The organism is Paenibacillus sp. FSL R10-2782, assembly GCF_038592985.1.
Lineage (GTDB): Bacteria > Bacillota > Bacilli > Paenibacillales > Paenibacillaceae > Paenibacillus > Paenibacillus terrae_C.
This window is the reverse complement of record NZ_CP151951.1, coordinates 73496-87891: the sequence shown is the minus strand read 5'-3', so window position 1 is coordinate 87891 and position 14396 is coordinate 73496. Positions and strand designations below refer to the sequence as shown.

Sequence of the window (14396 nt, the reverse complement as noted above, 5' to 3'; positions counted from 1 at the left end):
GAGTATCCTCCCGCTGCTGCTGGCAGTCAGGAGGACAAAAGGACCGTTTAACGTGCGCTTCCTCCCTGTCATTGATCAAGTGAAACAATTTCCTCCGCCTCAGCCACCAAACGATCGCCTACAGAAGCCCGACCGCTTCCGAGTATATAACCCCGCCGACGCTTGTTGACTTGAAAATGGAGATCAATTCGGTCCCCTGGCTTCGCCAAGCTATGGAATCGAACTCCATTAAGGTTGGTCAGATATGAAATACCTTTTTTGTCAATCGCAGCGAATGCCGCCAATTGTGCAAGCGACTCCACGATCAACATAGAAGGCATGTATGGATTAGCCTCTGTAATAAACCACTCACTCCAGGTGACAAGCTTGTACCCCTTCGCCCATTGCGATGTTTCGTACCCAGTCACGCCATCCAGCAGAAGAAACGGGTACCTGTGCGGAAGCACATCCGGGATATGGATTAGCTCTTCGCTCACAGGCTTATACCCCTTCCCACTTGCGAACAGCAAGACAGACGTTATGCCCCCCGAAACCAAAGGAATTGCTAATCGCCGCACGGACCTCACGTTCCTGATATATATGCGGGACAAAATTCAGTTCAGGGGCTTCAGGGTTGTCGCAATTGAGTGTCGGTGGTACTTTGCTGTGGATCATGCTCTGTACAGTTGCAATTAATTCGACTGCCCCTGCGCCACCCATTAAATGGCCTGTCATGGATTTAATAGACGATATCGCCAAATGGGGGGCATGCTCCCCGAATACCTTCTGAATAGCATTGATCTCCATACGGTCGTTAAACGGTGTACTTGTACCATGGGCATTGACATAGTCGATTTCTTGCGGTGTCAAGCCACCATCCTGCAATGCGATGCTGATCGCCTCTGCCGGACCGGAGCCCGTGGGATCTGGAGCCGTGATGTGATACGCATCGGTCGTGCATCCGTAACCCGCAACCTCGGCCAATATGGTGGCCCCGCGGTTCAAGGCATGCTCCAGCTCTTCCAGCACCAAGACCCCTGCTCCTCCACCGATGACAAATCCATCGCGGTCCACATCAAACGGGCGACTGGCCCTCTGCGGCTCTTCATTACGTCTGGAAAGAGCATGTATATTCGCAAAAGATGCCAAATCAAGCTGACTAAAATTGGCTTCTGCTCCTCCAGCCACCACGACATCAGCCGTGCCGTACTGGATCGTACGCAATGCCTCACCGATGGCATTACTTCCAGTAGCACAAGCCGTAACCACGGCAAACGAAGGTCCCTTGGCTCCGATAGCAATGGAGATTTCACCAGGTGCTGAATTAATCATCATCGAGGAAACAAAATAAGGAGAAACCCTTTTGGGGCCAAGCTTTGTTAATTTCCCATAGTTCTCCTCTATAACGTCGAGGCCGCCTGCTCCAGATCCGACAATAACCCCCACGCGGCCTGCATTCCGCTCGTCAATCACTAATTTCGATTGCTCGACTGCCTGACGGGCAGCCGCCAAGGCAAATTGAGTGAACTGTGCTACTTTATTAGCTTCCTTCTTGCTCATATATTGCAACGGATCAAAGCCCGTAACCTGTGCGCCAATCTTTGTCGGAATGTCCGCTGTATCAAAAACAGTAACAGGTCCGATACCGCTCTTTCCTTCCAACAGTGAATTCCAGAAATCTGTAAGATTAAGCCCAACCGGCGTTACGACTCCCTGTCCTGTCACCACAACACGTCTTCTCACTGTATCCACGTCCTTCGCTGAAATTAATTCTGGGAAGCCTGTTGCTCGTAGAGAGGAAAGTCGCCATACACATGACTGATTTTCTCATGCACATCCGCAAGATCAGCATATACCTCGACGACCACAAGCTTCTTCTCCTGATACTTTTGCCAGGCAAGCTGAAGCTGTTCCCGGGCCTCCCCCTTACTCCGGATCGCAAGACTTTCCACAAACTCATACTGTGGAATTTGGATTCCTGTCTTGGCCGCCTCGGAAACAAATGGGAGGGACTGCCCTGAAAGGGGCTTATAATTCATCTGATTTTGCAACCAACCATACCCGCCATTATTGAGTACGAGATAGATTAGCGGTATTTGATACTGCACAGCCGTCATAAAATCCGAACAGAAGAGATTGAACGCACCATCCCCTACCAGTGCCACTACTGGACGTTCTGTTGCTAGGCTTGCTCCCAAAGCAGCGGCCGCACCGAATCCAAGGCTCGTTTGGTCACTGGGAACAATTGAAAGAGAACCTTGCATGAAGCAAAAATATGGGTAAAAGTAAGACCACATATCCTGCAATCCATTTTCCTGAACAAGCACCATTTTTTCTGGAAAATCTGTCTGAATAATCTCCAGCAGCTCTGGAACTTGAATTCCAGGGGCCTTTTTCAGCTCCTCCAGATAAATGGCTCTATTAGAAAATGCCTTCTGCTTACACCTTCTGATCGTTTCAAGCCACGCTCCATCAGGTTTATGTCTGTACCGTTGAACCCACTGCTCTAATGCTGCATATCCATCTCCAAGCACTTTGACGCCCCGGTATTCGTGTGCAAAATCCTCCAGCTCGACATTGACCTGAATTAAAGGTGTATCCTCTAGCAAAATATCCCACTCAAACGTAGCCGTTTCTTCCAATCGGCTGCCCAGCGCAATCACTACATCAGATTCCTTCCAGATTTTCCTCAGACTGAGATCCGTATAGAGCCCGGCCACCCCACAGAAAAGCTCGTCCTCTTCATCAACTGCACTCCGTCCCGAGGCGGTTGCGAACAAGGCTGCTCCGCACAGATCAGCGAATATCCCGATTACATCATTGGTAACGGACTTCATCCCGCCTCCGACCAAAATGACAGGCCTGCGAGCAGTCTTGATAATCTCCCATGCCGCATCCAGCTCCCGAAGAGATGGAGAGCACGAAAGCTTTTCTGGCGGAATAAACGGAAGCCCTGTCGGCACAGGCTGGTCCATCAGGTTTTCGGGTAGTTCAATATAGACCGGGCCTGGAGCCCCATTGATCGCCAAAAAAGCCGCTCGCTCCAGCGCCCATACAAGTCGATCCACATGCTCGACACGGTAAGCCCATTTGACGAGCGGCTTCACGAGTGAGATTTGATCTGCCTCCTGGAAGGATCGGGTACCCAGCTTGTCCCCTCCGGTGCCGAGCGCCAAAAGTAAAAGTGGGGCACCAAGGTTCTTCGCTTCCAGCAGCCCCGTAAGTGTATTACTGAGCGCAGGCCCTTTACCCACAACACATACGGACATCTGGTTGGTTGTGAGCGCATAGCCTGCTGCCATAAACACAGCATTACGTTGATCTTTGCACAGAATAAAATCCATACCGGACGAGGGGAGTGACGATACGATTTTGAGATCGTCACTGGGTAATCCAAAGAGATGCCGAACCCCAGCCGATGTTAAGTAGCCAATGATGGCATCCCATGGCAGTAAGCTCGCAGTCATACCAAACTCCTCTTTTCCGACAAATATTCTGCGACAATTTCTGAAATCAAAATGGGCTTCGAAACGAGCTTAAAATCGTAAAAAATATAGTTCGACATTGTGCCATAGCCACCAAAGGGCTTATTGCCCTGATCCACATCCTCAAGCGTCTGATTAATGGTCAACGTGTGCTTCTTTCGAAGAACATCACTCAGATGCTCAGAACCGTACAAGCTGCAGCCCATCGCACGTTCACTGAAATAACTGGACGAAATACGCTTGATTAGCTGCTCGTCGTCTCGGTAGCTAACCACGTTGAAGACCGGTGAAAAATACTCAATAATCTCCAAATCCTGATCTAGCTCGCTATATACAATCGTCGGCTCCATCTTTTTCGTACGAAAATCAATGCCACCGCCGTAAATAATAAACTTATCGTTCGTATTAAAATATTCCGAAACCGAATACAGCGTGTCTTTATAGAAAATAGGGGAATAGCTCGCGTTCGGATCATTGTTGGCTCCAAACACCAGTTGGTCAAGCCGCTCAATTAGCAAGTTTTTAAAATTCTCCGTCACATCTTGATGCACCAGAATGATGTCTGGTCCCAGGCAGTCCTGTCCAGAATTGAACAATCTCATTCGGATCACATCGGCAACCGCCAGCTCCAAATCGGCATCAGGTCCAATGATGAAAGGATTTATCCCTTGTCCGTAAAAGATGTAGAGCTGTTCTTTTCGAATCTGTTTTTTGATTTTCTCCGCATTGGTATAGCTCCCCGTGAACACCACAATATCAGCTGGCAAAACGGAATTTTCCATGAAAACTCTCTGGCTAACCTTACGAATATAGATGGGTAATCCATGTACAGCCTGGAGCTTTTCATGCAGCATGTTGACGTACTCGTTTACGTGAGAAGAAGGACGAAAGTCTATATTCTCAACGTAAAGGGACGGAATCAAGAGGTATAATGCATAGGAGTATAAAACGACGTTGGAGGGCATAAATACAGCCATAGATCGTTGCAAGCTTGGCTGATAGGTCTGCACTTCTTGTAAAGCACCTTGAAGTGTGAGGATGGTGGAATCAATTTCTGCATTGGCGGCCCGATAGGATGAAAATTGGGTGAGAATATCCATCACTTCCTGCCGATGCTCAATCAAATAATTAAGGCACTTTAGAATTGCTTCATGCCTTTCCAAAAAAAGCGTGTTTTTTGCCAGTTCCGGATTCATACTCATGTTGCACTCTCCCTTTCCTAAATGCAGTTTTTGGTAAACAACTTTTCTTTCTGCTAGGATACTTTATAAACCAGATAGGGCCTCCGTTTACTCAATACTTACACTTTGCGAGAAGCAGCTTTCTCCAGGGCAATGTGCTCCATCTCCAGTCGATCTACTTTTCCATTGCGATTTAAAGGAAAATGGGCGAGCGGAAGCAAAAGATCGGGAAACATGTATGAAGGAAGTACCCGATTCATCTCTTTGCGGAGTACAGACAAGGCCTGTGAGGATTCGCCTTCGATGAATGCAACAAGCAATGTTCCCTTCGCCTCGTCCTCCAAGGTAATCACACAGGATCGGTAACCTAGCGAACCAATCCGATCCTCGATATAGACCGGAGATACCATATAACCCATCCGATTGACCGTCTTACCGCTGCGACCAATGACATACAGCATTTCGTCATCCAGGTAGCCCAGATCGCCCGTCTTGAACCAGCCGTCCTGTAGGACCGACTGCGTCAGGTCTGGACGATTCAGGTAGCCTTCCATGCATCCGGCGCTGCGTATCCACACTTCGCCTACGCTGCCGTCCGCCTGCTGCTCGCCAGCAGCGTCTAGTATTTTTAGATCCACACCCGGCAACGGCTTGCCACAACCTCGTGGGCACTCCAGCGTTCCCAGCGTAACGTTGCCTAATTCAGAAAGGCCGTAACCATTCAGCAAGGGCTGTCCAAATATGTTGTTAAATTTCTCTTCGAGGTCTTGGGTAAGTGGAGAACCGCCTACGCACCACATGCGCACGTGAGATTCCTTGACCATTTCCAGTTGTTCGGGTTTTCGGTTTAGCATGCGCAACAAGGTGTAAAAAGCCGAGGGGTTAGCGTCTACGACCGTCGCCCGGTCCTTCGTAATACTTGCAATGACGCTCCAGAGGTTTTTGGGATTGCAAATGATGAGAGAACATGAGGTTAACCACCAGGAGAAGATGAGTGAAATACCATAGAAGTGAGAAAACGGTACAACGGGGAGCATATGGTCAGACGGCAGGTAGTTCATGGCGTGTATAGAATGCCTGATATTGTCCATGAAGGCTGATCCAGCTTTCACGATTCCCTTGGGTTTTCCCGTCGTACCTGAAGAATACAGAATGAGAGCATCCGATCTCTCGCACCACTTGTTAAAGTCGATGCCATGGATTTCCGGCTCTCCAACCCAATGTGGGTGTACTGCTTCTTCTTGGATTAGATCTTGAATCAGAATAACAGAAGCATGAGAAAGTCCTGGATCGCAATCGGTCAGGATACAGCAGGCACCCGCTTCGTCGTAAATTTGAGCTATTTCATCAAGCACGGTCTGCTCGTCCACTACAGTCACCGAAACAGCAATGTTGCACAGGGAGAACAGAGACACAACAAAATAATAAGAATTGGCCGCTTTCAGAATCACTCTGCCTTCTTCAGGAATTCCCCGGAGAGCCAACATACGGGAGAAGATCGTAACATCCCGCACCAGACGCTCCCTTGTCATAATCCCTTCAGGTGAGATAATACGGCAATCGGTATGCGTAACAAGCACAGCGTTCCCTCCTTACATCCCCGTAATATGGTACCCTGCATCAACATGGATAACTTCTCCCGTAATGCCTCTCGATAAATGGGAAAATAGGAATAACGCAGTATCTCCAACTTCGGACGTGTCGACCGTCTTGCGTAGGGGCGTCGTCTCTTCAATATGCTTTAGCATCGTGCTAAAATCCTTAATTCCATATGCGGCCAAAGTCCGTATGGGACCAGCCGAAATCGCATTGACACGAATACCATAAGTACCCAGATCGTTCGACAGATAGCGCATGCTTGCTTCCAGTGAAGCCTTCGCCACACCCATAACGTTGTAATTCTTGATCGCTCGTTCTGCGCCAATATACGTCATGGTGACGATACTTCCACCCTCCGTCATCAGCGGGTAAACTCGTCGGGAAACAGCAGCCAAAGAATAGGCACTAATTTCTTGAGCAATGGCGAATCCCTCGCGAGAAGTGTCGACGAACAGGCCGTCCAAATCCTCAGCCTTAGCATAGGCAACACTGTGAAAATAACCATGCAGGACGCCTACTTTCTCCTTTAGAAAATCCGCCAGTGCATCTAGTTCTTCATCGCTTTGTACATTACAGGGACAGACAATGGACCCCGGAATCGTTTCAACGAGCTTTAGCACCCGATCTGCGACCCTCTCATTTTCGTAAGTAAAAATGAGCCTTGCTCCTTCAGCAGCTAAAGATTGGGCTGTCCCCCAGGCAATACTCCTGTTATTAGCCACGCCCATAATCAAAACGTTCTTACCACTCAGCAGTGCTGCCACAGAAACCACCTTTCTCATTTACATTTTTCGACAAAAAAACAACTTAATTTCGTATGCCTACATATATAGACATATGTAATCTTTTCTGGAATATTATCATGTTAGTTGCCAAAGTTAAACAAGCCACGTTTTAGGCAAATACAGGAATCCATCTAAAATTCATAAACATTTACAGGACATGATACCGCGGATGAATTCGGCTGTAATCACAGGCCCAATTCCTTCGAGAATGCAAGCGCGCTCCATACGATATCTTGTCCTGCCATTACCCAGCACTAACCAACATACGCTGGACCCTATCATTAACGTAAAAAAATTGTCGTATTACTCTCCTTCTTAAAAAGGTCAGGAGAACACATCATGCATGTGTTCAAATCGGAAGGAATCCATACGAGTGAAAAGGTAGAGAGGCAACAATGAGGTGACTGTCAAAGCGAGTGTAGTATAAAAACTCAGCAAACTACCGGAAGTGACAACTTCATTTTTTACCATCAATGTCCCTTCCGATTTGAACATCCTGATTGCTCGTTCTTATTTCATCCTAGTGTGCTGAGGGCTACGCCTTATTTTTCTTTGGAGCCAAAGTATAGCTAAAGGAAACAATAAAATCGATTACCAGAACAATTGCCCATGTACTCATAATGCCTTCCAAGGAAACCGTACGCTGTGGATCATCTACATACACAATGATGGCGAGAAGCAGCGCGTTACCGATGACCCAGCCCAACAGATGAAGCAACCACCCCGTCCGTTCCTCTTTTGCATGAGCAGCGCCATATTTGCGTTCGGGCTTCGGCCCCTTGCCAAACCAATGAGAGAACCGCACATCTGCCCATTTAATTAACCTATGACCAAATGCCACCGTAATGCCAAGATAGCAAGCCGCCAGGCCAGTAGCGGTCGTAATCTCCATGCCGCTGCTCACCGTGATAAACACCGCAATCAGTAACAGGACATCAATAATAGGAGTACACAGTAAAAGAAGACCGCCTAATTTCTTTAAGCCAAACATATATCTAGCGATCAACCCTGCAACAACAAAAACCCAGAATAAAACTTCAGCACTAATAATAAATAAATACATAATAGATAATTCCTTTCAAAATGAAATTGGTATTCCCCTCAGCTATCCCCCTTTCATGCCCACTATCATACAATATTATACATTATATTCCTAGTATTTTGTCTATAATTACATAAAAGGAAACAAATAGCCTTTTTTTATACAAAAAAATAGTCTGTGTCAAGTCCATTTTGTCTCATTTTCTCAAATTGGATACTTTTCATGATATGCTGCACATTATACGATGATGATGCAAAATGAAAAAAAAGCTGCACCCGTGTCAATCAAGCACGGGTGCAGCTTTTTATACTATTGAGCTATCCAATTACGATATGCCCTTCGGGACGTCGGTACAACGTCTTGGTCGAACGCGGACGAAGAGCATAAGCAATCGTAAGAGGACCAATTCGACCAATAAACATGGTCACACAAATGATCAGCTTGCCTGCGTCAGACAACCCTGGCGTCACTCCTACAGACAACCCTACCGTTCCGATGGCGGAAGCCGCCTCAAATGCAAGGGAAAGGAAGGGTGCATCCTCTGTCATTAAGAGCAGCATAACCACAATCGAGAATATAAATAGCGCAAGTATAATAATGGTCAGCGCTCGCATCATGATGTCGTTGGGAACCCTATGGCGGAAGAACACAATTTCCTTCTGTCCTCGCATGACGGCAATTAGAGCGCCAACCATCAGCAGGAACGTAGTCGTTTTGATTCCTCCCCCGGTAGAGCCTGGCGAAGCTCCGATAATCATCAACAGCATGATAAAGAATTGACTGGCCTGCCTCAAGCCGCTGATATCTATTGTGCTTGTTCCTGAGGATCGTGTAGATACGGATTGAAAGACAGAAGCGTATATTTTGCCCCCCCAATTCAGTGAACCCAGGGTACGAGCATTGGTAAACTCAAAAATGAATATAACCAGCGCCCCAAGCACAATAAGCGTACCCGATACACTTAACACCATTTTAGAGTGAAGACTCAGTCTCCGGGTGCGGCGAAAATCGAACAGATCACTTAGTACAAGAAAGCCCAATCCCCCTGAAATGACAAGCACAGATGCAATTATATTGAACACAAAATCTCCGGCATACCGTTGGAAGCTACTTCCGAACAAGTCAAATCCCCCGTTATTAAAAAGAGATATCGAATGAAATATTCCGTAGTATATCGCTTGTCCGACGGGCATCTCCCTCATCCACCGCAAAGCCATGACTACGGCAGCTATCGCCTCAATGGTAAAAGAGAAAATCAACACCTTGCGAATAATGCGCACAATTCCTTCCATGCTATCGGCATTAATCGCTTCCTTTAGCAGCAGCCGATCCTTCAACGATAGCCGTCGCCCCAGCAGCAATGCAAACAAGGTCGCCAGGGTCATAAAACCCAGACCGCCCAACTGCATCAGTACCATGATAACCGTTTCTCCAAACATCGTATAAGTTGAATTAACGTCTACTACGACTAATCCGGTGACACAAGCAGCGGACACGGACGTAAACAGCGAATCAATCCAATGTGGAGTATATCCACTATGATTGGAAATAGGAAGCATCAACAGCAAAGTACCCAATGCAATAATCAGCAAGTATCCGATGACCAATATAAAAGGAGGCGACGACGCAAACCGGGCAAGCTTGACGCTGCGTTTCATTAGAAGTCTTCTCTCCATCCGTTCTTATGAAAAAGAGGAACAAGACACGGGAAGCCCGGCTGATCCTCTATATTCATAATGTTATGTTATTCTACCGTACGGTTACGCATATGCGGGAAAAGCAGCACGTCGCGAATCGACGGTGCATCTGTCAGCAGCATAACCAAACGGTCGATACCGATACCCAGTCCGCCTGTTGGCGGCATACCGTATTCCAAGGCACGGATGAAATCGTCATCCATTTCATGAGCCTCGTCATTGCCATGCTCACGTTCCAGCAATTGTGCTTCAAAACGCTGGCGTTGGTCAATCGGATCATTTAGCTCAGTGAATGCATTCGCATGCTCACGAGCTACCACGAACAGCTCAAAACGATCCGTAAAGCGTGGATCTTGCTCGTTTCTCTTCGCCAGTGGCGAGATTTCAACCGGATGCCCGGTAATAAAGGTCGGTTGAATGAGTGTTTCCTCTACGAATTGTTCAAAGAAGGCATTCAGGATATGTCCAAAGGTCATATGCGGCTCTACCGGCACTTTATGCTCTTTCGCAAGGCGATGAGCTTCTTCATTGCTCAATTGTGCGCCAAAATCCACGCCTGTTACTTCTTTAACAGCATCAACCATAGATACTCTGCGCCATTTCGGCGTCAGGTCCACTTCTTGACCCTGATAATAAATGCGCTGCGTACCAAGCACTTCTTGCGCAATGTGAGCCACCATGTTTTCCGTCAATTGCATGATATCCTGGTAGTCAGCATACGCTTCATACAGCTCAATCATCGTGAACTCAGGGTTATGGCGAGTGGAAATACCTTCATTACGGTAAACGCGACCGATCTCATATACTTTCTCCAATCCGCCGACAATCAGTCGTTTCAGATGAAGCTCAATGGCAATACGCATATATAGCTGCATGTCCAATGCATTATGATGTGTAATAAACGGCTTGGCCGCCGCCCCGCCAGCAATGGAATGAAGTGTTGGCGTTTCAACCTCTAAATAACCGAGCGAGTCCAGATAACGACGCATGGATTGAATAATACGGGAACGTGTAATGAACGTTTTTTGTACTTCCGGGTTCATAACCAGATCGACGTAACGCTGACGGTAACGCAGCTCAACATCCTTCAGACCATGATATTTCTCCGGCAACGGGTACAACGATTTGGACAATACCTCAAGATCCAGCACCTTAATGGTGGTTTCCCCTGTTTTGGTCTTGAACAGTACGCCTTTAATTCCTACAATGTCGCCCAAATCCAGAATACCGAACGCTTTGTATTTAGCTTCCGGCACAGTATCTTGACGAACATAGATTTGAATACGTCCACTGAGATCCTGTACATGGGCAAAGCTGGCTTTCCCCATAACACGCTTAGCCATAATACGGCCTGCAATGCTAAGTTCAACATTCTTTTCTTCCAGTTCTTCCTTGGTCAGACTGTCATACTTGCTTAGCAGTACACCTGCCTCAGCTGTGCGTATGTATTTACGACCAAAAGGATCAATACCTAACGAGCGAAGCTCGTCCAATTTGGCGCGGCGAATTTGCAGCAGTTCGCTTAGTTCCTCGCGATTTTCTTGAGGTTCCTGGTTAGTAGTTTCATCTGACATGGTGCTAAATCAGCTCCTTCAATATGAATAGACGGGCCGGGGTCCGTCCGGGTGTAGAGAAAAAAAGCTTCCCCAAGGAAGCTTTTACATTCAATTCCAAAGTCCGTGTCTTATTTTTTGATATCCACGATTTTATATTGTATAACACCTGCTGGAACAGTGACATCCACAACAGTTCCTTTTTTCTTACCGAGCATTGCCTTGCCAAGCGGACTTTCATTGGAGATTTTATTCTGGAGCGGGTCCGATTCAGCTGAACCTACGATCGCATACTCTGTAACATCTCCGAATTCCATATCCTCAACAGTCACGGTTGCGCCTACTCCCACAACATCGGTTTCAATTTCATCACTATTGATAATACGGGCATTGCGTAGCATTTTTTCCAGTGTAATGACACGGCCTTCAATGAAAGCCTGCTCATTCTTCGCATCCTCATACTCGGAGTTTTCACTGATATCCCCGTATCCGATAGCTACCTTAATCCGTTCCGCCACTTCACGGCGTTTGACAGACTTTAAGTTCTCAAGCTCATCTTCGAGCTTTCTAAGACCTTCCTGTGTCAGAATGACTTCTTTATCGCTCATCTTAACCGATTCTCCTGTCATGGGAAAAGTTTAAAAGTGCATCGGAATGCACGCTTTCAAAACATAATATGCCACTCTGAGGGAATGAGAACATTTCCTGCTGTTGTCTTGAGAGCTACATACAAATTGTAGAATACATCAAGATTTTATACTGAACGATTATAGGGCAAGCAATTGGAAAAGTCAATCGCATACAAAGGCAGAAGCAGCTTCCTTATTGCGCAACGGCGGCAGGAGAAGCAGCCTCTGTGGAATGCTCATCATTTTCTACCGTGTGTAGTGCGGATACAAAACCTTCCAAAATACGCACCATATCATCACGTCTCGTTTCTTCCATAACAACGTCCTTAATGCGTGCAGAGCCTCTAAGTCCTTTGAGGTACCAAGCCAGATGCTTACGCATTTCGCGGACAGCCACAGCTTCACCCTTCAATGCCACCAGGCGATCCATATGCAGAACGGCAATGCGGATTTTTTCTTCCGGTGAAGGATCAGGCAAAAGCTCACCTGTCTGCAAATACTCAATCGTACGGTACAGCATCCAAGGATTACCCAGAGCGCCGCGTCCGATCATAACACCGTCACAGTTGGTCAAATCCAGCATCCGACGGGCATCTTCCGGTGTAGCCACGTCCCCATTTCCGATTACAGGAATGGAAACTGCTTCTTTAACTTCTTTTATAATATCCCAGTTCGCATGTCCCGTATACAATTGCTCCCGTGTACGACCATGTACGCTGACAGCCTGACCTCCGGCGCGTTCTACGGCACGAGCGTTCTCTACGGCATAAATATGCTCGCTATCCCAACCAATACGCATTTTCACGGTAACTGGCTTACTAACGGATTCCACTACAGCGGATACCATTTCATAAATTTTATTGGGATCGAGCAGCCAACGGGCACCCGCATCACATTTGGTTACCTTGGGAACCGGGCAACCCATATTGATGTCAATAATATCTGCGTTCGTCTCCTGATCCACGACCTTGGCCGCTTCCACCAACGATTCACGGTCACCCCCAAAAATTTGCAGACTAAGCGGCTTCTCACGCTCATCCACAAACAGCATCTCACGCGTGCGCTTGTTACCGTGAATGATTGCCTTGTCACTAACCATTTCTGCGCATACCAGGCCTGTGCCAAATTCCTTGGCAATCAGACGGAAAGCAGGGTTACACACGCCCGCCATCGGAGCCAGCACGACCTGGTTTTTCATTTCAATACCGCCGATTTTCAACATTCTCTGTTCACTCCTTTATTCATACTTGTATATGGTGTACTTATCGTCATTCCGTCAGTTCCCGGACTTCAATTTCTAGCGTTTGGGCAATAATATCCAACATGTCAGGCTCTACCGTTCGGTTGCCCCGTTCCACAGCCCCCAGTATGGCCAAGGATATGCCGGTTCGCTCAGCCAACTCCTGCTGCGTGAATCCTTTTAGCTTCCGAAAGGCGCGAAGCCGTTGCGCCAGCTGCTTGTTTTCCAAAACTGTATGCCGTCCTTTCCATCCAATGATTTCAATGCGGTATGCACGATACTGTACAGCCCGGATGGATCTTGGTTCGGAACGATATCAGCCAATGGGACAAGCACAAAAGCACGCTCCAGCATACGGGGATGAGGAAGCTCCAAATCCGGCGTAGCGAGCTGCACCGCTTCCATCCATAACAAATCCAGATCAATGGTGCGCGGACCGTTAGGAATATGTCTTACTCTACCCAAATGGCTCTCTACCTCCAGCATGAAGGTCAGAAGCTCATCTGGAGCAAGTGTTGTGGATATGGCTACTGTCATATTCAAAAAAGAAGGCTGATCCAGATACCCGACAGGCTCTGTTTCGTACAGGCTGGAGCAACGCAGTACCCGTATACCCGGATGTTCGTCCAGCGCCGTGATAGCTTCATACAGGGTATGCTCACGATCCCCCAAATTAGCCCCTAAAGCAATATAAGCCTCTGATGCCTCAGAGGTCGAATGTGCGTTCATGTACCGTTCCTACTTTCTTGCGCGATAAAGCTCAACCGTCACGCCCTCAAAATGAATATCAAACGGCGGATGCGGCTTCGTGACTTTGACAGTCAGTGCATTGACACTAGTATAAGTGTCCAGTAAGGAAGTTGCAATACGTTCACCTAAAGCTTCTATCAATTGGTAAGATTCCTTTTCTACAATATCTTTAACAGTGTAATGCACCTCAGCGTAATTAACCGTTTTGTCCAATGCGTCTTGCTCGCCCGCCTCACGCAGATCAAGCTCCAGTTCCAAATCAATGTAGAAACGCTGTCCCAGCTTACGTTCTTCGGGAAAAACGCCGTGATATCCGTAATACTCCATACGATGCAAAACCATTTTATCCATCGTGGTAGTCCCCCTGTTTTTTTATTCAATTTTTTTATAATAATTTTTTTTCTGAAAATGCAGTGACTTTATGCGGGCAGTAGCGTAGCGAATTATTTGAATCCG

14 protein-coding genes are annotated in these 14396 nt (G+C 47.2%); all 14 read right to left on the bottom strand.

What is annotated here, in order from left to right; all coding sequences use genetic code 11:
* Positions 1-68: 68 nt before the first annotated feature.
* Positions 69-476, bottom strand: coding sequence for a 3-hydroxyacyl-ACP dehydratase FabZ family protein (locus NST83_RS00410; protein WP_342416176.1), 408 nt, complete (start codon positions 474-476; stop codon positions 69-71).
* Between the two features lie 4 nt (positions 477-480).
* Positions 481-1722: a beta-ketoacyl-ACP synthase II gene (fabF, locus tag NST83_RS00405; protein ID WP_342416175.1), complete on the bottom strand. Its 1242-nt coding sequence runs from the start codon at positions 1720-1722 to the stop codon at positions 481-483.
* Between the two features lie 23 nt (positions 1723-1745).
* Positions 1746-3446 (bottom strand): thiamine pyrophosphate-binding protein, encoded by a 1701-nt coding sequence (locus NST83_RS00400; protein ID WP_342416174.1) that lies wholly within the window; start codon positions 3444-3446, stop codon positions 1746-1748.
* Positions 3443-4666 (bottom strand): aldehyde dehydrogenase family protein, encoded by a 1224-nt coding sequence (locus NST83_RS00395; protein WP_342416173.1) that lies wholly within the window; start codon positions 4664-4666, stop codon positions 3443-3445. Before NST83_RS00395 ends, NST83_RS00400 begins: the two co-directional genes overlap by 4 nt.
* 98 nt (positions 4667-4764) lie before the next feature.
* Entirely contained in the window at positions 4765-6225 is a 1461-nt protein-coding gene (locus NST83_RS00390; RefSeq protein ID WP_342416172.1) for a long-chain fatty acid--CoA ligase, read from the bottom strand.
* A gap of 12 nt (positions 6226-6237) precedes the next feature.
* Positions 6238-7008: an enoyl-ACP reductase FabI gene (gene fabI / locus NST83_RS00385; RefSeq protein ID WP_342416171.1), complete on the bottom strand. Its 771-nt coding sequence runs from the start codon at positions 7006-7008 to the stop codon at positions 6238-6240.
* Positions 7009-7564: 556 nt separating this feature from the next.
* Positions 7565-8092: a hypothetical protein gene (locus tag NST83_RS00380; RefSeq protein ID WP_342416170.1), complete on the bottom strand. Its 528-nt coding sequence runs from the start codon at positions 8090-8092 to the stop codon at positions 7565-7567.
* A gap of 296 nt (positions 8093-8388) precedes the next feature.
* Positions 8389-9729 carry a TrkH family potassium uptake protein gene (locus NST83_RS00375; protein ID WP_342416169.1) on the bottom strand — a complete coding sequence of 447 codons (1341 nt, stop codon included), beginning with the start codon at positions 9727-9729 and terminating at the stop codon, positions 8389-8391.
* An 86-nt stretch (positions 9730-9815) separates the two neighbouring features.
* Complete coding sequence (gene lysS, locus NST83_RS00370; RefSeq protein WP_342416168.1) at positions 9816-11342, bottom strand: lysine--tRNA ligase; 1527 nt, start codon at positions 11340-11342, stop codon at positions 9816-9818.
* A 110-nt stretch (positions 11343-11452) separates the two neighbouring features.
* Positions 11453-11929 (bottom strand): transcription elongation factor GreA, encoded by a 477-nt coding sequence (gene greA / locus NST83_RS00365; protein ID WP_137061121.1) that lies wholly within the window; start codon positions 11927-11929, stop codon positions 11453-11455.
* Between the two features lie 214 nt (positions 11930-12143).
* Positions 12144-13172: a tRNA dihydrouridine synthase DusB gene (gene dusB / locus NST83_RS00360; protein ID WP_342416167.1), complete on the bottom strand. Its 1029-nt coding sequence runs from the start codon at positions 13170-13172 to the stop codon at positions 12144-12146.
* Between the two features lie 46 nt (positions 13173-13218).
* Positions 13219-13419 (bottom strand): helix-turn-helix transcriptional regulator, encoded by a 201-nt coding sequence (locus NST83_RS00355; RefSeq protein WP_137061119.1) that lies wholly within the window; start codon positions 13417-13419, stop codon positions 13219-13221.
* The gene (gene folK / locus NST83_RS00350; protein WP_137061118.1) at positions 13371-13919 is read right to left on the bottom strand and encodes a 2-amino-4-hydroxy-6-hydroxymethyldihydropteridine diphosphokinase; all 549 of its coding nucleotides are present in this window, start codon (positions 13917-13919) and stop codon (positions 13371-13373) included. The genes NST83_RS00355 and folK overlap by 49 nt, the downstream gene beginning before the upstream one ends.
* Before the next feature lie 9 nt (positions 13920-13928).
* Entirely contained in the window at positions 13929-14291 is a 363-nt protein-coding gene (gene folB, locus NST83_RS00345) for a dihydroneopterin aldolase (RefSeq protein ID WP_137061117.1), read from the bottom strand.
* Between the last annotated feature and the right edge of the window lie 105 nt (positions 14292-14396).